The 18,537-nt window shown below is 68.3% G+C and carries 19 protein-coding genes, 2 tRNA genes and 1 riboswitch; of the genes, 9 read left to right on the top strand and 12 right to left on the bottom strand.

Annotation, left to right across the window (positions count from 1 at the left end):
- Position 1: 1 nt before the first annotated feature.
- A riboswitch (cyclic di-AMP (ydaO/yuaA leader) is annotated at positions 2-140 on the bottom strand.
- A gap of 67 nt (positions 141-207) precedes the next feature.
- A complete protein-coding gene (galT, locus tag KIK09_RS44170) occupies positions 208-1,272 on the bottom strand; it encodes a galactose-1-phosphate uridylyltransferase (RefSeq protein WP_214325521.1) in 1,065 nt (354 codons plus the stop codon).
- Positions 1,269-2,048, bottom strand: a complete 780-nt coding sequence (locus tag KIK09_RS44165) for a DeoR/GlpR family DNA-binding transcription regulator (RefSeq protein ID WP_214325520.1) — start codon at positions 2,046-2,048, stop codon at positions 1,269-1,271. The genes galT and KIK09_RS44165 overlap by 4 nt, the downstream gene beginning before the upstream one ends.
- 117 nt (positions 2,049-2,165) lie before the next feature.
- Here KIK09_RS44165 and KIK09_RS60810 point away from each other — a divergent pair, with 117 nt between their 5' ends.
- Positions 2,166-2,243 carry a 50S ribosomal protein bL37 gene (locus KIK09_RS60810; RefSeq protein WP_372455775.1) on the top strand — a complete coding sequence of 26 codons (78 nt, stop codon included), beginning with the start codon at positions 2,166-2,168 and terminating at the stop codon, positions 2,241-2,243.
- Here KIK09_RS60810 and KIK09_RS44160 read toward each other — a convergent pair.
- Genes KIK09_RS44160 through KIK09_RS44150 form a run of 3 tightly spaced genes read right to left on the bottom strand, consistent with a single transcriptional unit; the run spans position 2,230 to position 5,726 of the window.
- A complete protein-coding gene (locus tag KIK09_RS44160; RefSeq protein WP_214325519.1) occupies positions 2,230-3,513 on the bottom strand; it encodes a dihydrolipoyl dehydrogenase family protein in 1,284 nt (427 codons plus the stop codon). The genes KIK09_RS60810 and KIK09_RS44160 overlap by 14 nt on opposite strands.
- A complete protein-coding gene (locus KIK09_RS44155) occupies positions 3,498-4,820 on the bottom strand; it encodes a TrpB-like pyridoxal phosphate-dependent enzyme (RefSeq protein ID WP_214325518.1) in 1,323 nt (440 codons plus the stop codon). The genes KIK09_RS44160 and KIK09_RS44155 overlap by 16 nt, the downstream gene beginning before the upstream one ends.
- A gap of 15 nt (positions 4,821-4,835) precedes the next feature.
- A complete protein-coding gene (locus KIK09_RS44150) occupies positions 4,836-5,726 on the bottom strand; it encodes an LLM class flavin-dependent oxidoreductase (protein WP_214325517.1) in 891 nt (296 codons plus the stop codon).
- A 20-nt stretch (positions 5,727-5,746) separates the two neighbouring features.
- Between KIK09_RS44150 and KIK09_RS44145 the strand changes: the two genes are divergently transcribed.
- Positions 5,747-6,340, top strand: coding sequence for an HAD family hydrolase (locus KIK09_RS44145; protein WP_214325516.1), 594 nt, complete (start codon positions 5,747-5,749; stop codon positions 6,338-6,340).
- Here KIK09_RS44145 and KIK09_RS44140 read toward each other — a convergent pair.
- Together KIK09_RS44140 and KIK09_RS44135 are read right to left on the bottom strand one after the other, a co-directional pair.
- On the bottom strand, positions 6,333-6,920 hold the full coding sequence (locus KIK09_RS44140; protein ID WP_250574769.1) for a nucleoside/nucleotide kinase family protein: 588 nt from the start codon (positions 6,918-6,920) through the stop codon (positions 6,333-6,335). The genes KIK09_RS44145 and KIK09_RS44140 overlap by 8 nt on opposite strands.
- A 156-nt stretch (positions 6,921-7,076) precedes the next feature.
- Positions 7,077-7,147: transfer RNA gene (locus KIK09_RS44135), tRNA-Gly, on the bottom strand.
- An 89-nt stretch (positions 7,148-7,236) separates the two neighbouring features.
- On the opposite strand from KIK09_RS44135, the gene KIK09_RS44130 reads away from it, so the two are divergent.
- Positions 7,237-7,310 (top strand) — tRNA-Pro (locus KIK09_RS44130).
- Position 7,311: 1 nt separating this feature from the next.
- On the opposite strand, the gene KIK09_RS44125 is transcribed toward KIK09_RS44130, so the two are convergent.
- The 3 genes from KIK09_RS44125 to KIK09_RS44115 form a co-directional block, all read right to left on the bottom strand.
- On the bottom strand, positions 7,312-7,578 hold the full coding sequence (locus KIK09_RS44125) for a hypothetical protein (RefSeq protein WP_214325514.1): 267 nt from the start codon (positions 7,576-7,578) through the stop codon (positions 7,312-7,314).
- An 11-nt stretch (positions 7,579-7,589) separates the two neighbouring features.
- The gene (locus KIK09_RS44120) at positions 7,590-8,417 is read right to left on the bottom strand and encodes a M48 family metalloprotease (RefSeq protein WP_214325513.1); all 828 of its coding nucleotides are present in this window, start codon (positions 8,415-8,417) and stop codon (positions 7,590-7,592) included.
- A gap of 160 nt (positions 8,418-8,577) precedes the next feature.
- Positions 8,578-9,054, bottom strand: coding sequence for an ATP-binding protein (locus KIK09_RS44115; RefSeq protein WP_214325512.1), 477 nt, complete (start codon positions 9,052-9,054; stop codon positions 8,578-8,580).
- Between the two features lie 233 nt (positions 9,055-9,287).
- Between KIK09_RS44115 and KIK09_RS44110 the strand changes: the two genes are divergently transcribed.
- The 5 genes from KIK09_RS44110 to clpX all read left to right on the top strand — a co-directional run bounded on the left by KIK09_RS44110 (position 9,288) and on the right by clpX (position 14,595).
- Positions 9,288-10,154 carry a Sco1979 family transcriptional regulator gene (locus tag KIK09_RS44110; RefSeq protein ID WP_214325511.1) on the top strand — a complete coding sequence of 289 codons (867 nt, stop codon included), beginning with the start codon at positions 9,288-9,290 and terminating at the stop codon, positions 10,152-10,154.
- Between the two features lie 149 nt (positions 10,155-10,303).
- Positions 10,304-11,683, top strand: coding sequence for a trigger factor (gene tig, locus KIK09_RS44105; RefSeq protein WP_214325510.1), 1,380 nt, complete (start codon positions 10,304-10,306; stop codon positions 11,681-11,683).
- A gap of 187 nt (positions 11,684-11,870) precedes the next feature.
- On the top strand, positions 11,871-12,503 hold the full coding sequence (locus tag KIK09_RS44100) for a ClpP family protease (protein ID WP_214325509.1): 633 nt from the start codon (positions 11,871-11,873) through the stop codon (positions 12,501-12,503).
- An 11-nt stretch (positions 12,504-12,514) separates the two neighbouring features.
- Positions 12,515-13,138 (top strand): ATP-dependent Clp protease proteolytic subunit, encoded by a 624-nt coding sequence (locus tag KIK09_RS44095; protein WP_214325508.1) that lies wholly within the window; start codon positions 12,515-12,517, stop codon positions 13,136-13,138.
- Positions 13,139-13,311: 173 nt separating this feature from the next.
- Entirely contained in the window at positions 13,312-14,595 is a 1,284-nt protein-coding gene (gene clpX / locus KIK09_RS44090; RefSeq protein ID WP_214325507.1) for an ATP-dependent Clp protease ATP-binding subunit ClpX, read from the top strand.
- Positions 14,596-14,659: 64 nt separating this feature from the next.
- Here the strand turns inward: clpX and KIK09_RS44085 are convergent, their stop codons facing one another.
- Positions 14,660-15,490: a DUF4344 domain-containing metallopeptidase gene (locus tag KIK09_RS44085; protein ID WP_214325506.1), complete on the bottom strand. Its 831-nt coding sequence runs from the start codon at positions 15,488-15,490 to the stop codon at positions 14,660-14,662.
- A 72-nt stretch (positions 15,491-15,562) separates the two neighbouring features.
- Between KIK09_RS44085 and KIK09_RS44080 the strand changes: the two genes are divergently transcribed.
- Entirely contained in the window at positions 15,563-18,133 is a 2,571-nt protein-coding gene (locus KIK09_RS44080; protein ID WP_214325505.1) for a valine--tRNA ligase, read from the top strand.
- A gap of 170 nt (positions 18,134-18,303) precedes the next feature.
- Here the strand turns inward: KIK09_RS44080 and KIK09_RS44075 are convergent.
- Positions 18,304-18,537: hypothetical protein (locus tag KIK09_RS44075; RefSeq protein WP_214325504.1), on the bottom strand; the 234-nt coding region annotated here is incomplete at its 5' end.

Below are 18,537 nucleotides of genomic sequence, written 5' to 3'. Positions count from 1 at the left end.
GGGTTCCTCTCCCTCTGCCGGCCGGGTTAGCTGACGGGTTCGGGCGTGGGAGATTCCCTACCACTTGCGTGGATTCACCCCAGGGTGCGGTGGGTCCCCGGCTCCCGGGCAACGCGCCCGGGATTAGGCGTGCAACGGCTGTTACGACCGATGCGTGAGGGATACTAGTAGTAAATCCGGGGTAATGCGACTCTAAGTAGACATCAATTAGTGATCTACCTGTGATCGAAGCATGCGTGCCGCCTCCTCCGGCAGCACGTCGTTGACGAAGGCGCCCATCGCCGACTCCGATCCCGCCAGGTACTTCAGCTTCCCTGGCGCCCGCCTGATGCTGAACAGCTCCAGGTGCAGGTAGCCCAGCTCACGCCGCTGCCGCACCGGCGCCTGGTGCCAGGCCGCGATGTAGGGCATGGCCACCCCGAACAGCCCGTCGAGCGCCCGCAGCACCGAGGTGTACAGCGGCGCGAACGCCGCCCGCTCGGCCTCCGACAGCGCCGCGAGGTCGGGAACCTGGCGGTGCGGGTAGACGTGCACCTCGAACGGCCAGCGCGCCGCCGCGGGCACGAACGCGGTCCACAGGTCGTTCGAGGCCACCACCCGGGTACCGGCGGCGCGCTCGGCGGCGAGCACGTCGGCGAACAGGGTGGGGCGCTTCTCCGCGGCGGCCAGATGGAGCCTGGTGCGCGGCGTGATGTAGGGGTAGGCGTAGATCTGGCCGTGCGGGTGGGGGAGCGTGATCCCGATCTCCGCGCCCCGGTTCTCGAAGATGAAGACCTGCTCGACGCCCTCGATGCCGGACAGCTCCGCCGTACGGTCGGCCCAGGCCTCCATGACCAGCTCGACCTGCGCGTCGGACAGCCGGGAGAAGGAGGAGTCGTGGTCGGAGGTGAAGCAGACCACCTCGCACCGCCCCACGCCCGGACGGACCTCGCTCAGCCCGCCCACCTCCTCATAAGTCCCAAAATTTCCGGAGAAGGAGGGGAAGCGGTTCTCGAACACCACCACGTCGTAGTCGTGGGCCGGGATCTCCGACAGCCGCGTGTCCGTGGACGGGCACAGTGGGCACTCGTCGGCCGGAGGCAGGAACGTGCGCGTCTGCCGGTGCCCGGCGATCGCGATCCACTCCTCGGTCAGCGGGTCGTACCGCAGCTCGGAAGCCACCGGCCTGGGATCGAGAGTCCGCCGGTCGATCGCGCTCCTGTCGGCGTCGTCACGCTGGTCGAAGTAGATCAACTCCCGGCCGTCCGCCAGGTGGGTGATGGTGCGCTTCAATGCGAGCCCTCCGCGATGATCAGTTCTCCGGCCCGTTCGGCCAGCTCGGTACGTGCTTCCTCGGGTAGCCCGGAGTCGGTGATGACCACGTCGGCCTCGGTCAGCTCGGCGATCGTGCTGATGCCGACCGTGTTCCACTTGGTGTGGTCGGCGGGCACGACCAGCCGGTGCGCCGCGGCCACCAGCTCCCTGTCGGTCTCGGACTCCAGCAGGTTCGGCGTGGTGAACCCGGCGCGCACGCTCATCCCGTGCACCCCCAGGAAGAGCGTGTCCACGTGCAGGCGCCGGATCGCGGCCACGGCCACGGGCCCGACCAGCGCGTCGGAGGGCGTGCGCACGCCGCCGGTCAGCACGACCGTGCGGTCGGCGCGCGGGTTGCGGTGGAAGACGTCGGCGACCGGGATCGAGTTCGTGATCACCGTCAGCTCGGGCACGCTGATGAGGTGGTGGGCCAGGGCCCACGTCGTGGTCCCCGCCGACAGGGCCACCGCGGTGCCCGGCCGTACCAGCTGGGCGGCGCGGCGCGCGATGGCCTCCTTCTCGCCCTGCTGGCGGGAGGACTTGACGGTGAAGCCCGGCTCCTCGGTGGAGCCGGGGCCGAGGGCGGTGGCGCCGCCGTGCACCTTTTCGAGCAGCCCGCGCTCGGCGAGCACCTCCAGGTCACGGCGGATCGTCATGTCGGAGACGCCGAGCTCGCGCACCAGGTCGGCGACCCTGACGCCACCGGTGCTGCGCACGCGTTCGAGGATCGTCTGCTGCCGCTGCTGTGCGAGCACGCCCCCTCCTTCCAACACATTCCACCAAATTATGACACGACTATGTTGGGGAATGTCGCTTGTGCTCAGGCGGAAGGCGCGAGAGGTTGGGATCTAGGACCTGAGGGAGGAGATCTCATGGCCAGGCGCGCACGCAAGGGCAGGGCCCGCAAGAAGAAGCGCTCGAACCACGGCAAGCGCCCTAACGCGAACTGACGAGCTCCCGCACCACCGCCGAGACGGCACGGTGGAAGGTGGGATACGCATAGATCATCTCGTCGAGCCGCTCGAGCGGGATCCTGTCGTGCACGGCCAGCGTCAGCAGCCCCAGCACCTCGCCACCGCTGGGGCCGGCGCAGGTCGCGCCCACCAGGACCCCGTCGGCGGCCACGAGCTTGACGAACCCCTGGGCCTGCGCGATCCACCCGCGCGTGCCCAGGTCGCCGACCGCGACCCGCACGTCGAGCCCCTTGTCGCGGGCCTGCGCCTCGGTCAGCCCGACCGCCCCGACCTCGGGATCGGTGAACGTCACCCGCGGCACCGCGTGGTACTCGGCGTCGTGTGAGGGCTGCCCGAGGATCTCCTTGACGATGATGTCGGCGTGGTACATCGACATGTGCGTGAACGCGCCGTGGCCGACCGCGTCGCCCAGCGCCCACACGCCGTCGGCGACCCGCATCCGCGCGTCCGTCGGGACGGCCCTGGCGTTCTCGTCGACCCCGATCGCGCCCACGCCGATCGCCTTCAGATCGACCCGCCGCCCGGTGGCGACCAGCAGCTTCTCGGCCCGCGCGCCGTCCAGCGTGAACATGGAGCCGTCGTGCTCGACGCGCGAGACGTGCACGCCCGCGTGCACGTCGATGCCCTCGTCGGCGAAGACCTTGCAGATCAGCTCGCCCGACTCGGGCTCCTCCATGGACAGCACCTTGTCCGAGCCCTCGAGCACGGTCACCCGGGTGCCGAAGCGCGCGAACACCTGCGCCAGCTCCACCCCGATCGCCCCGCCCCCGAGCACGATCAGCGACTTCGGCAGCTCCTCGGCCTCGATCGCCTGGTGGTTGGTCCAGTACGGCGTGCCCTGCAGCCCCTCGATGGGCGGGACGGCCGGCTGCGAGCCCGTGGCGATCACGATGCCCTTGCGCGCCCGCAGCACCTGGTCACCGACCGTCACCTCGCGCGGCCCGGTGATCCGGCCGTGGCCCCTGACCAGGTGACCGCCCTTGCCGACGAAGCGGTCGGCGGCCACCTTGTCGTTCCAGTCGTCGGTGGCCTCCTTCCTGATCCGGCGCGTCAGCGCCGTCCAGTCGGGGTTCGGTGCCGCGGCTGCGTGGATCATCATCTTGGAGGGCACGCACCCCCAGTAGGGGCACTCGCCCCCGACCAGGTTGGCCTCCACACCCGCGACCTGGAGCCCGGCCTCGGCCAGCCGCTCCGCGACATCCTCGCCGCCCGGCCCCATTCCCAGCACGATCACATCGACGTCCATGACCCCAACCTAGCCAGAGCGTCGTCGATCTTCTCCTGCGGGAGGTCGTAATCCTCCATCTCGCCAGACAGGTAGCGGTCGTAGGCGGCCAGGTCGAAGTGGCCGTGGCCGCACAGCGCGGTCAGGATCACCTTCTCCTGCCCGCTCTCCTTGCACCTCAGCGCCTCGGCGATGGTCTCGGCCAGCGCGTGGGTGGGCTCGGGCGCCGGCACGATGCCCTCGGTGCGGGCGAAGCGGACGCCCGCCTCGAAGCACTCGGTCTGCGACTTGGCCACGGCCTCGAACATGCCCAGCTCGTACATGTGCGACAGCAGCGGCGACATGCCGTGGTACCGCAGCCCGCCCGCGTGGATGGGGTCGGGGACGAAGTCGTGCCCCAGCGTGTGCATCTTCAGCAGCGGTGTGAACCCGGCCGTGTCGCCGAAGTCGTAGGAGTAGCGGCCGCGGGTGAACGACGGGCAGGCGGCCGGCTCGACCGCGCGGAACGTGGTGGCCACCCTGCCGGCCAGCTTCTCGCGCAGGAACGGGAAGAACAGGCCCGCGAAGTTGGACCCGCCGCCGGTGCAGCCGACGATCAGGTCCGGCATCTCGGGCAGCTGCTTGAGCGCCTCCTCGCCGATCACGGTCTGGTGCATCAGCACGTGGTTGAGCACCGAGCCGAGCGCGTACCGCGTGTCGTCGGAGGCGCCGGCCACCTCGACCGCCTCGCTGATCGCGATGCCCAGGCTGCCGGGCGAGCCGGGCTCGTCGGCCAGCACCTTGCTGCCCGCGCTCGTCAGCGGCGACGGGCTGGCGTGCACGGTCGCGCCGTACACCTGCATGAGCGAGCGGCGGTAGGGCTTCTGGTCGTAGGAGGCCCGCACCATCCAGACCTCGCACTCCAGGTCGAACTGGGAGCAGGCGAACGCCAGCGCGCTGCCCCACTGCCCGGCGCCGGTCTCGGTGGTGAGCCTGCGCACGCCCTCGCGCGCGTTGTAGTACGCCTGCGGGACGGCCGTGTTCGGCTTGTGCGACCCGGCGGGGGAGACCCCCTCGTACTTGTAGTAGATCCGCGCCGGCGTGCCGAGGGCCTTCTCCAGCCGCCGCGCGCGGAACAGCGGCGTCGGCCGCCACATCCGGTAGACGTCCAGCACCTCGCCGGGGATCGGGACGAAGCGCTCGGTGCTGACCTCCTGCCCGATCAGCTCCATCGGGAACAGCGGCGCGAGGTCTTGCGGGCCGACCGGCTGCATCGTGCCCGGGTGCAGCGGCGGCGGAGGCGGCTCAGGCAGGTCTGGAACGACGTTGTACCAGTGACTGGGTGTCATCGACCCAGTCTCGCGCTATTGCCCGCCGCGTTCCAGGGTCACCTGCCTGCGGACCTCGGGCACGACCTCCTCGGCGAACACGCTCAGCTGCCCCCGCACGTCGCCCTCGGGCCAGAACACGAACGTGTCCACGCCGTACCCCACGGCCAGGTCGATCAGCTCCTCTACCCACTGCCGCGGCGGGCCCTTCAGGAAGCCCTCAGAAGCGTCCTGCACGGTGCCCGAGAGGTTGTACAGCCTGCGGATGTCCTCCGGCCGCCGGCCCGCCCCCGTCGCGGCCTCGTCGATGCGCGCGTTCAGCTCGGGCAGCCGCTCGGGCGGCGCCCATCCCGACGATGGGATCCAGCCGTCGGCCGACCTGCCGAGCAGCGCCAGCGCCTTCGGCCCGCCCACGCCCAGCCAGATCTCGACCGGATGCGCGGGCACCGGCCCCGACTGCGCGCCCTTGAGCGTGTAGTGCTCGCCGTCGAACCGCCTGTTGCGCTCGCCGCTCCAGATCGCCCTGATCACGGTGATCGCCTCTTCCAGCGCGCCGAGCGCCTCCCGGCCGGTTCTGCGCGGCCCGCCGTACGCCTCGATGGCGTCCCAGAACGCGCCCGCGCCCAGGCCCAGCTCGACGCGCCCTCCCGTCAGCAGGTCCAGGCTCGCCACGGACTTGGCCAGTACGGCAGGCGGCCGCAACGGCAAGCACGCCACGTCAGGGAAAACCCGGATCCGCTCGGTCCGCGCCGCGATCACGCTCAACAGCGTCCACGTGTCGACGTAGCGCCGCTGATAGGGGTGGTCCTGGATGCCGAGGAGCTGCAGCCCCAGTTCGTCGGCATGAACCGCGTACTCCACCACGGGATCGCCGGCGTCGGGCACCAGCGAGCACCCGAACTCCAATGGGCGTAGATAATCAGTCACACGTTCACTATATTGGTTGAATGACTTCACAAGCGATCATCTTCGACATCGGCGGCGTGTTGGAGATCGCCCCCCGGCTGGACGTGGGGGGCCGGTGGGAGCGCCGGCTCGGGCTCGACGCGGGGGAGATCGACACCCGGATGGCCACCTCGTGGAAGGCGGGCACGATCGGCGCGATGTCGCTCGAGGAGGTGCTGGTGGCGCTCGAAGCCGTCATCGGCGACCACGCGCAGGCCTACATGGAGGACGTGTGGGTGGAGTACCTCGGGACCCTCAACGTGGAGCTGGCCGAATACCTGCGCGGGCTGCGCCCCCGCTACCGGACCGCGATCGTGAGCAACAGCTTCGTGGGCGCCCGCGAGCGGGAGCAGGCCGCCTACGGCTTCGAGGACCTGGTCGACCACATCGTCTACTCGCACGAGGCGGGCGTGGCCAAGCCCGACCCGCGCATCTACCACCTGGCCTGCGAACGGCTCGCCGTGCGTCCCGAGGAGGCGATCTTCCTCGACGACGTGGAGGCGTTCGTCGAGGGGGCGCGGGGAGTCGGGATGCGGGCCGTGCACTTCCGTGACACCGCTCAGGCGATCGCGGAGATCGAGGCGCTGCTCAGCTGATCACCCTGGCCAGATGCCGCGGATCATCGGCCTTCACCACGAAATCAGCGAGCTGCCTGGGGCGGGCTTCGCGCTCGTACCGTTCGTAGGCAGGGAGCGTCCAGCTCTGCTCCGGCGGGGTGCGCCGCGCCAGCGCCCCGCCGGACAGCCACAGATGCACGACCACCTCGAACGGCAACCCCCGCCCCAGCAGCAAGGCCCCGTCCACGACGATCACGCCGTTCGCCGGCGGTTCCTCGTACGGCACGCGGTAGGCCCGGTCGGCGGCCGCGTCCCACAGCTTCGGCAGCACCCGTCCGTCGCGCCCCTCGAGCACTTCCCTGCGAAGGGCTTTCACGTCGAGCCAGTCGTCATAGAAGATGTCGGGATCCTCCCGCCCGAACTCGAACCTCAGCGAAGCCGGCCGCAGAAAATCCCCCGCAGAAACCCTGACCACGCTCCGCCCGAGCACCCGGAGCGGATCCACCAGCGCATCGGCCAGCCGCCCGGGCTCCGCCGCCGGCGTACCGTCCACCGCGACCCGCACCCGCCCCCGGACGCCGTCGATCCGTCCAACCACCTCGCCCACCAGGACGTCCAACGAGATCGGGTCAGCTCGCACTGCAGCGACACCCTCCTCGCGATGCTCAGCTCACCGGCGAGACTACCCCCGACGGGCACGGAAGATCGAAGAGAGCAATTGAAGATCAGAAAGGCCAGGTCTCCCACAGGGGTTGACCTGGCCTTTCGGTGTGAGAGCGGACGACGGGAATCGAACCCGCGTAGCTAGTTTGGAAGACTAGGGCTCTACCATTGAGCTACGTCCGCGCGAACCGGTCGAAGTCTGGTCTAGACTTCATCCGGTCGTCAGGGCGTAAGCGTACCGGAGTTGCGGAGCGCGTGCGTACCGGGCGCCGCGGGGCGTGGCGCAGCTTGGTAGCGCGCGTGCTTTGGGAGCACGAAGTCGCAGGTTCAAATCCTGTCGCCCCGACTCACGAGAAGACCAGCGGCACGACCGCCATCTTGACGATGGCGAGCCCGACCGCGACCAGCCCGAGCGCCATCCCCGCCACCGAGGTGCTGCGGTTGTAGACCGTGGCGATCGTGGCGGCCCGCCGTACACCGGCGCCCGCGAGAGCGACCGCGGCGATCCCCAGCGCGCCCATCACCCAGGCCTGCTCGAAGCGCCTGCCGACGAGCACCGCGACCAGCGCGACGAGCAGGGAAGCAGGCCCGAGCCGCTCCAGTAACCGAGTCACGGCGAGAGAACCTACCGCTTGTTGATCAAGCGCGCCACGCGAACGTGCACAGAAGGGTGGGTGGCCATCAGAGAGCCGCGCGAGGTGCGGCCGGCCACCAGCCCGAGCGCCGGCAGCCCCCGGCGCAGGTCGCGGACCGGGATCCCGGCGCCGTCGTGCACCTTGAGCAGCGCCGAGGCGAGCAGCGACGGCTGTCCGAGCAGGTCGGCGGCGGCGCGGTCGGCCGCCAGCTCCCGCGAACGGCTGAGCCAGCGCAGCGGCAGGTGCGCCACGAAGCTCGTCAGCCCCGCCACGGCCCCCGAGGCGAGCACCGTGAGCCCGATCAGCAGCCCGTAGGGGAACTCCTCCAGGAACATGCCGGGAGCCTCGGCCACCGCGCGCCCCGTCCCCTTGGCGAAGGCCGCAAGAGCGATGGCGAAGGAGCTTGCCAGCGTCATCACGGCCACGTCCTTGTGCCGGATGTGCGCGATCTCGTGGGCGAGCACCGCCGTCAGCTCGTCCGGCTCGAGCCGCCGCCGCAGCCCTTCGGTGACGATGATGGTGGCGCTGCGCCGCGACCTGCCCACCGTGTAGGCGTTCGGCGCCGCGGACGGGCTGATCGCCAGCCGCGGCTTGCCCAGGTCCGCCAGCGCGCACAGCCTGTCCAATACGGCGTGCAGATCGGGCTCCTCCTCGGCCGTGACGTACCGGGCCCTGGTGACGCGCCGGGCCAAGGCCTCGGTGCACACCCACTGGACCAGCAGCACGAGCGCGGCGCCCAGCGCGACGTACAGCACGGGGACGCCGACGAGGACGAGTCCTGCCAGGACGGCGCAGTAGACGGCCGTCAGCAGGCTCATGGGAATCAGCATGCGCATCGCGAAAACCTCCAGCCTCGGTTGAAAGCTGGAAGGTCTCCCTCGCCGCCGGAGCGGCCCACCTGACCGGGCTGCGAGAGCCGTCCTGACGATCAGGCGCGTTGAGAGGTACTCCCCTTCTCTACCAAGAAAGGGTAATGAATCAGGACTCGGTGCGGAAGAGCGCCCAGACGGCCTTGCCGCCGCGCGCCAGCGGGTCCCAGCCCCAGCACTGGCTGTAGGTCTCCACGATGTACAGCCCGCGGCCGTTCTCGGAGACGAAGTCGGGCTCCTTGGGCGTGGGCACGTCGTCGCTCGGGTCGGCCACCGCCAGCAGCACGTGCGGGGTGATCCGCATCAGCAGCAGCTGGATGTCGCGCCGCGCGCCGGCGTAGACGGCGTACCTGACGGCGTTGGTGACGAGCTCGGAGACGACCAGCGCGGCGTCGTCGCTCAGCTCCGACAGACCCCAGCGCAGCAGCGTCGAGCGCGTGACATCGCGCGCGGTCTTGACGGAGTCCGCCTGAAAAGGGAGCGGGCACGAGGTGGTGTACGGCTGGTCGGCCGACAGGAGTCTGTCGAAACCCATCTCGCGGGTGATCTGCAGGCAATCGGCAGTGGCCAGAGGGTCCTCCACCATCCCGCCGATACCTCCCGCTTGCCATGGGTTTAGTGCATGTTTAGCCCAATATGCACTAGGCCATCATGGGTCACGCCCCGGCGTCGCTGCAAGACCCAAATGCACGTGCATGTGCAATGTGCAACGGCATGGGCGATTACTAGGGTGGGTATCCGAATCGGACACGAGGTTGAGACCTTGTCATAGCCGTCGATGTGGTGTCACTGTGTGTGCGGACCTTGATAGGAGGCAGTGTGACGCAGAACCAGCCGGGTTCCGGGCCTACGGCGCTGCGCATACTCCTGGGCTCCCAGCTGCGCAGGCTCAGAGAGGGCAACGGCGTCACGCGCGAGGAGGCGGGACACCTCATCAGGGGTTCGGAATCCAAGATCAGCCGAATGGAGCTCGGCCGGGTCGGATTCAAGGAACGCGACGTCGCCGACCTGCTGACCCTGTACGGCGTGACCGACGACGAGGCCCGCGCCGCCGTACTCGATCTGGTCAAGACCGCCAACGAGCCCGGTTGGTGGCACCGCTTCAACGACGTCCTGCCCACCTGGTTTCAGGCCTACGTCGGCCTCGAGGAGGCCGCGGCCCGCATCAGGACCTACGAGGTCCAGTTCGTGCCCGGACTGCTGCAGACCAAGGAGTACGCCAGGGCCGTCGTGACCGCCGGCTCCGCCGGGCTCGGCGGCGAGGAGATCTCCCGGCGCGTCGACCTTCGACTCGAACGCCAGCGCGTCCTCGACAAGGCCGACGGGCCCATCTTCTGGGCCGTCATCGACGAGGCCGCGCTGCGCCGCCCCATCGGCGGCGCCGAGGTGATGCGCGCGCAGCTCGAGCACCTCATCGAGCAGATGCGCCAGCCCAACATCACGATTCAGGTCATGCCCTTCAGCTTCGGCGGCCACAGCGCCGAGGGCGGCGCCTTCAGCATCCTGCGCTTCCCCGACCAGGACCTGCCCGACGTCGTCTACGTCGAGCAACTGGCCAGCGCCCTCTACCTGGACAAGCGTGAGGACGTCGACAGGTACACAGAAGTAATGGAACGGTTGTGCGCGGTCAGCACCACTCCCGACGAGACGGTCGAGTTGCTGCGGGCCATAGCCGAAGAGTTCTGAGAGCTGCCTGGTCTGCCCTAGACTGGCCGTGGCGCTCGGCTCCCGCCGTGGCGGAGCATGCCCGGCGTCGCTCATGTGGGCGCGGCGCGTGAGCCGTACCGAATGGACGCGCCCGCGATCACTCGAAGCTTGATCAAGGAGACCACCCCGTGAAGACCGCTGTCGAGGAGCTCAGCCCGACCCGGGTGAAGCTCACTGTCGAGGTGCCGTTCGACGAGCTGCGCCCGAGCCTGGATGCGGCGTACAAGAAGGTCGCGCAGCAGGTGCGTGTCCCCGGGTTCCGCCCTGGCAAGGTTCCGGCCCGCATCATCGAGCAGCGCTTCGGCCGGGCGGTGGTGCTGGAGGAGACCCTCAACGACGCGGTGCCCAAGCTGTACGGCCAGGCCGTCGACGAGGTCGACGTCTTCCCGGTCAGCCAGCCCGACATCGAGGTCACCAAGATCGAGGACGGTGACCAGATCGAGTTCACCGCCGAGGTCGACATCCGTCCCAACTTCGACGTGCCCGACTACCAGGGCGCCGAGGTCACCGTCGACTCCGCCGAGGTCACCGACGCCGACGTCGACGCCCAGCTCGACGCGCTGCGCCAGCGCTTCGCGACGCTGACCGGCGTCGAGCGCGCCGCCGCCAACGGCGACTTCGTCGTCATGGACCTGCGCGCCGAGATCGACGGCGAGAACATCGAGGAGCAGCAGGCCAACGAGGTCTCCTACGAGGTCGGCGCCGGCTCGGTGCTGCAGGGCCTCGACGCCGCCCTCGAGGGCCTGTCCGCGGGCGAGGAGAAGACCTTCAAGACCGAGCTCGTCGGCGGCGCCAACGCCGGCGACGAGGCCGACGTGATCATCACCGTCAAGTCGGTCAAGGAGAAGGTCCTGCCCGAGCTCGACGACGAGTTCGCCCAGCTCGCCAGCGAGTTCGACACGCTGGACGAGCTCAAGGCCAGCATCAGCGAGCAGGCCCGCCGCAACAAGCTCATCGACCAGGTCGTCCAGGCCCGTGAGAAGGCCCTCGAGGCGCTGCTGGAGAAGATCGACATCCCGATCCCCGACAGCGCGCTCAAGGCCGAGGTCGACGCCCGCAAGCACAACCTCGAGCACCAGATCGCCGAGAGCGGGCTCAGCCGCGACGCCTACTTCCGCCTCTACCAGACGTCCGAGGAGGAGCGCTTCAAGGAGTTCGACGACAACTCCGTGCGCGCCATCAAGGTCGGCTTCGTCCTTGACAAGATCGTCAAGGCCGAGGAGCTGGGCGTCTCCGAGCAGGAGCTCACCAACTTCGTCGTACGGCGCGCCATGGAGATGGGCGTCCAGCCGAACCAGCTGGCCCAGCACCTGGCCGACAACGACCAGCTCACGATGGCCATGGTCGAGATCGTCCGTGACAAGGCCAAGTCCGTGGTCGGTGACGCCGCCAAGGTCGTCGACGCCGACGGCAACGAGGTCGACCTCAAGGCGATCTACACCGAGCTCAACGGCGAGCCGCCGGTCGTCGAGGGCGAGGAAGACGCCGAGGACACGACCGAAGAGTGACCGTTCTGACAAGGCCCCGGGCCCGCGGCACGCGGGTTCCGGGGCCTTGCCTTGTTCCGGCGCTTATTCCGCGAACGGCCAACCTGCGCCGTCAGCGAACAGTCCGTGGACTGGGCATGACCTGTGTGCGACGCGCGTTAAGGTCACAAGCAAGCCCATCGATTACGACGCATCGGAAGGTGACGCTGTGACCAGCCCGCCGACCTTCTATCAGCCCGAGTCACGAGGCCGTGAGAACGGCTCTGCCTTCCGGCTTGAGGACCAGCTTTACCAGCGCCTGCTGCGTGAGCGCATCATCGTGCTCGGCCAGGAGGTGAACGACGAGATCGCCAACCGCATCTGCGCGGAGCTTCTGCTGCTCGCGGCCGACGATCCCGACCGTGACATCTGGCTGTACATCAACTCGCCGGGCGGCTCGGTGAGCGCCGGAATGGCGATTTACGACATGATGGAATACGTGCCGAACGACGTGTGCACGGTTGCCATGGGCATGGCCGCTTCCATGGGCCAGTTCCTGCTCTCCGCAGGTGCCAGGGGCAAGCGTTACGCGCTTCCGCACGCACGCGTCATGATGCACCAGCCTTCCGGTGGCATCGGCGGCACCGCGGCCGACATCGCCATCCAGGCGGAGCAGATGCTCTATATCAAGAAGACCCTGGCCGAGCGGATCGCCTTCCACACCGGTCAGCCGCTCGACCTGATCGAGTCCGATTCCGACCGCGACCGCTGGTTCACGGCCGAGGAAGCCAAGGACTACGGCTTCATCGACCACGTCGTTCGCAGCGCGCGGCAGGTGCCCTCGCAGGGTGCAGTCTCCTAGGGGGGAGTGAAGTGAACATCGAAAGCCGCTACGTGCTCCCTCAATTCACCGAGCGCACGTCCTACGGGTCCAAGACCATGGATCCGTACACCAAGCTCTTCGAGGACCGGATCATCTTCCTCGGCGTGCAGATCGACGACGCGTCGGCCAACGACGTGATGTCGCAGCTGCTGACGCTTGAGTCGCTCGATCCCGACCGCGACATCAGCATCTACATCAACTCGCCCGGCGGTTCGTTCACTGCCATGGCGGCGATCTACGACACGATGCAGTTCGTCCGGCCGGAGATCCAGACCGTCTGCCTCGGCCAGGCCGCCTCCGCCGCGGCCGTGCTGCTGGCCGGCGGCACCCCGGGCAAGCGTTTCGCGCTGCCGAACGCCCGGATGCTGATCCACCAGCCGTCCACCGAGGGTGGCGGCCAGGGCAGCGACATCGAGATCCAGGCCCGCGAAATCCTGCGGATGCGAGCGCTGATGGAAGACATCATCGCCAAGCACACCGGCAGGGCTCCCGCAGATGTTCGTAAAGACATCGAACGTGACAAGATTCTCACTGCGGACGAAGCGAAGGCGTATGGTCTGATCGATGACATCATCCCGTCCAGGAAGAAGGCGGCTCAGGCCGTCGCTTCCTGACGAGGTGTAGCGCACCGGAGCGCTGCCCAATAAGGCACGTTCCGGTGCGACTCGCCGCCAGGGGGCTCACCTAGGGCCCAGAAGACGGTAACGTCGAAACCTGAGCGGTTCGGACCGGGTCCGGAAATACGGATCGCGGGAGCAGGGCGGTCCCACGCAAAGGAGTATCTGGGGTGGCACGCATCGGCGACGGGGGAGACCTGCTGAAGTGCTCTTTCTGTGGAAAGAGCCAGAAGCAAGTCAAGAAGCTCATTGCCGGTCCTGGCGTCTACATCTGCGATGAGTGCATCGATCTCTGCAACGAGATCATCGAGGAGGAGCTCTCCGAGTCCTCCGAGCTCAAGTGGGACAACCTGCCCAAGCCGAGGGAAATCTACGAGTTCCTCGACGCCTACGTCATCGGTCAGGACAAGGCGAAGAAGGCCCTCTCGGTGGCGGTCTACAACCACTACAAGCGGGTGCAGTCCGGTGACCGGGGCAGAGACGAGGGCATCGAGCTGTCCAAGTCGAACATCCTGCTGCTCGGCCCCACCGGCTCCGGCAAGACGCTGCTGGCGCAGACCCTGGCCAAGATGCTCAACGTCCCCTTCGCCATCGCGGACGCCACGGCGCTGACCGAGGCCGGCTACGTCGGCGAGGACGTCGAGAACATCCTGCTCAAGCTCATCCAGGCCGCCGACTACGACGTCAAGAAGGCCGAGACCGGCATCATCTACATCGACGAGGTCGACAAGATCGCCCGCAAGAGCGAGAACCCGTCGATCACCCGCGATGTCTCCGGCGAAGGCGTCCAGCAGGCGCTGCTGAAGATCCTGGAAGGCACCACCGCGAGCGTGCCCCCGCAGGGCGGCCGCAAGCACCCGCACCAGGAGTTCATCCAGATCGACACCACCAACGTGCTGTTCATCTGTGGCGGTGCGTTCGCCGGCCTGGAGAAGATCATCGACTCCCGGATCGGCAAGAAGGGCATCGGCTTCAACGCCATCATCCGCTCCAAGGAGGAGATCGACTCCGCCGACATCTTCGGCGAGGTCATGCCGGAAGACCTGCTCAAGTTCGGCATGATCCCCGAGTTCGTCGGCCGTCTGCCGGTCATCACCTCGGTGCACAACCTCGACCGCGAGGCGCTCATCCAGATCCTCACAGAGCCCCGCAACGCGCTCGTCAAGCAGTACCGCAAGCTGTTCGAGCTCGACGGCGTGGAGCTGGAGTTCACCGACGACGCCCTCGAGGCCATCGCCGACACGGCGAGCCTGCGCGGCACCGGCGCCCGCGGCCTGCGCGCGATCCTGGAGGAGGTGCTCCTGTCGGTCATGTACGAGGTGCCCTCCCGGCAGGACGTCGCCCGCGTCGTCATCACCCGCGAGTCGGTGCTGGAGCACGCGATCCCGACCCTGGTCCCGCGCGACCAGCTGGCCGCCAAGCAGCAGCGCACTCCGCGCGAGAAGTCGGCCTGACCCATCCCGTACGGCAAGCCGCCCCATCCACGTGAGGGGGCGGCTTTGCCGTACCGGGGATGGATCAGCCGGCGAAGTGAGGCCCGAGCAGCTTCATCCACGCCTTTTCGATCTGGGCGAACTCGTCGGGGCAGCGCTCGGCACGCGACTCGGGCAGCAGGCCGTCCTCCTTGCTCCCGACCAGGACGTCGGTGAACTTGTCCGGGTTGGAGCCCAGGACCCAGCACATGACGTTGTAGGCGCGCTGGTCGTCGGTGGAGTGCTCGTCGGCGAAGTCCAGATCCTCAAGGTCGCTCTGGCTTGCCAGGATCTGCCAGAACTCGCCGAAGTCGAGCGCCATCTCGGCCGTCTCGTCACCGTCCTTGGCGAGCAGGACCGTGGCCAGCTGGTCGACCGCGTCCTCCTCCTTGCCGGTGATCGGCAGGTTGTACAGGCTGACGGTGGCGTGGCCTAGCTCGTGCAGCACGATGCCCATCACCGCGTTGGAAGCCTTCTCCTTGGCTTGCTTCTCGTCCATGGACTGCGCGAACGTGTCCTCCATCCACGGCTGGACCTCGTAGCAGAGCGTGAGGGTCTTGGTGTCGGGCTGCCAGAACGCGTTCTCCTCCCCGCACTCCTTGCCCTCCACGGTGATGTCGGTGGGGAGCGTGAGTATGCCGGTGATCAGGTCGGCCACGGCCTCGAGGCCCTTGTCCTGCTCCCACTCCTCCTTGATGGGAACCAGATCCTGGTTCTTGGTGACCTCGCCGTAGACCACGTGCACCTTGCCGGACTTCTTCGCGGCGGCGGTCTTCGTCGGCGCCGGCGGTGCGCTCTCCTCGGTCGGGGTTCCACTGCCGCAGGCGGTAAGGGCGAGGGCCGCGAGCATCCCGCAGGCCGCGTATCTGAGCTTCATGGGATGTGAGCATCGGGGCGCGGCATCGACGGATGGTTGACGATCCATGAACGCCTGGAGCGGGCCCTAGACTTGTTTGCTGTGACAACGCCAGAGCTGCCTACCCAGTACACGCCCGCCGACGTCGAGACCCGGAGCTATGAGCGCTGGGTAGCGGAGGGGTATTTCGGCGCCGACTCGGGCAGCTCGCGCGAGCCGTACAGCATCGTGCTGCCGCCCCCGAACGTGACGGGCGTGCTGCACGTCGGCCACGCGCTCGACCACTCCATCCAGGACGCGCTGACGCGCCGCGCGCGGATGCGGGGCATGGAGACGCTCTGGCTGCCCGGCATGGACCACGCCGGCATCGCCACGCAGAACGTCGTCGAGCGGCGGCTGGCATCCCAGGGGCTGTCCCGGCACGACCTGGGCCGCGAGGCTTTCGTCGAGAAGGTCTGGGAGTGGAAGGCCGAGTCCGGCGGCAAGATCCTGGGCCAGATGAAGAAGCTCGGCGACAGCGTCGACTGGTCGCGCGAGCGCTTCACCATGGACGAGGGGCTCTCGAGGGCCGTCCAGACGATCTTCAAGCGGCTCTTCGACGACGGGCTCATCTACCGGGCCGAGCGCATCATCAACTGGTGCCCCCGCTGCCAGACGGCGCTGTCCGACATCGAGGTCGAGCACCAGGAGGACGAGGGCGAGCTCGTCTCGATCCGCTACTCCGACGAGATCGTCGTGGCGACCACGCGGGCCGAGACCATGCTCGGCGACACCGCGGTCGCGGTGCACCCCTCTGACTCCCGCTACGCCCACCTCATCGGCACCTACGTGGAGCTGCCGCTCACGGGGCGCTCCATTCCCGTGGTCGGCGACGAGCACGTCGATCCGGAGTTCGGCACCGGCGCGGTCAAGGTCACGCCCGCCCACGACCCCAACGACTTCGAGATCGGGCGCCGCCACTCGCTGCCCTCGATCACCGTCATGGACGAACGCGGCATCATCACCGCGCACGGTCCCTTCCAGGGGCTCGACCGCTTCGAGGCGCGCCCCGCGGTCGTCGCGGCGCTGCGCGCCGACGGTCGCATCGTCGCCGAGAAGCGCCCCTACCTGCACTCGGTCGGCCACTGCTCGCGCTGCAAGACCGTCGTCGAGCCGCGGCTGTCGCTGCAGTGGTTCGTCCAGGTCGCACCGCTGGCCAAGGCCGCCGGCGACGCGGTCCGCGACGGGCGGACCGTCATCCACCCGCCGGAGCTGGCCAAGCGCTACTTCGACTGGGTCGACGACATGCACGACTGGTGCATCTCCCGGCAGCTGTGGTGGGGTCACCGCATCCCGGTCTGGTACGGGCCGTCCGGCGAGGTCGTCTGCGTGGGTCCCGACGAGAAGCCGCCCGCCGGGTACGTGCAGGACCCCGACGTCCTGGACACCTGGTTCTCCTCCGGGCTCTGGCCGATCTCCACGCTGGGCTGGCCTTCCGCCACGCCGGACCTGGCGCGCTTCTACCCGACGTCCGTGCTGGTCACGGGATACGACATCCTGTTCTTCTGGGTCGTCAGGATGATGATGTTCGGGCTCTACGCGATGGACGGCCAGCCGCCCTTCCGCGTCGTTGCGCTGCACGGCATGGTCCGCGACCAGTACGGCAAGAAGATGTCGAAGTCCTTCGGCAACGTGGTCGACCCGCTTGACTGGATCGAGCGCTTCGGCGCCGACGCGACCCGCTTCACGCTGCTGCGCGGCGCCAACCCCGGCGCCGACGTGGCCGTCAGCGAGGAGTGGGCGGCCGGCTCGCGCAACTTCGTGAACAAGATCTGGAACGCCACCCGCTTCGCGCTCATGAACGGCGCCGCGGTCGGGGAGCTGCCGACGGACCTGACGGCCGCCGACCGCTGGATCCTGTCACGCCTGCAGAACGTCATCTCCGCGGCCGACGCGGCCTTCGAGGACTTCGAGTTCGCCAAGGTCTCCGACCTGCTCTACCACTTCGCGTGGGACGAGGTCTGCGACTGGTACCTGGAGCTGGCCAAGATCCAGCTCTCCGAGGGGCGCGACGGCACCCGGCTCGTGCTCGGCCACGTCTTCGACGCGCTGCTGCGCCTGCTGCATCCGCTGGTCCCGTTCGTCACCGAGGAGCTGTGGCGCGCGGTCACCGGCGACGAGTCCGTCGTCATCGCCCCCTGGCCGGTGGCCGACGCCTCCCGGGTGGATCCCGCCGCCGAGGCCGAGATCGCCACCCTGCAGGAGGTGGTGACCGAGGTCCGCCGCTTCCGCTCCGACCAGGGCCTCAAGCCCGGCCAGAAGGTCGCCGCTCGTCTCGGGCTCTCCGGTACGGCTGTCGCCGCGCAGGAGGGCGCCATCCGCGCGCTGCTGCGCCTGACGGAGCCTGGCGACGCGTTCACCGCGACCGCCGGCCTCACCGTGGCGGGCGTGAACGTGGAGATCGACACCGCCGGTGCCATCGACGTGGTCGCCGAGCGCAAGCGCCTGGAGAAGGACCTCGCCGCGGTGCGGAAGGAAGCCGCCCAGGCGGCGGCCAAGCTGGGCAATGAGCAGTTCATGGCCAAGGCGCCGCAGGACGTCGTGACCAAGGTGCGGGCACGCGCCGAGCAGGCCGAGGCGGACATCGCCCGGCTCGAGGCACAGCTGTCGGCACTCGGGGTTTGAGGAAGCTGCACGCGGGGAAGACCTATTCGTTACCGGAGTTGGACCTTGGACCCCGCTGAGGCTGCTAGAGTTTTCAGTGCAGGGCGGGGTCCGCTCTGCACTCCCTCTTGATCTAAACCTCCTCCGGGCTGTGTCCTGCTGATTGGACACGGGGCGGAAGATGGAGTAAGTTACGAGGGTTGCTCTAAAGCAGGTCGACCGACAGAACGGGCGATTTGACAAGGATTGTCCCGGTCTGCTAAACTTGCTGTGACGAAATGTGCGCCTCCTGTAGTTTGGGAGTACGCGTCCGTTTCTTGAGAACTCAACAGTGTGTTAAAAGCCAGTGCATGATTTTCATGCAACACCTCGTCTAATTTGGCGAAGTATTGCTGGGTTTCAAACATCTTTTGGAGAGTTTGATC

The organism is Nonomuraea sediminis, from assembly GCF_018531495.1.
Lineage (GTDB): Bacteria > Actinomycetota > Actinomycetes > Streptosporangiales > Streptosporangiaceae > Nonomuraea > Nonomuraea sediminis.
Note: the sequence above shows the minus strand (reverse complement) of the source record. Positions and strands in the feature narration are given on the sequence as shown.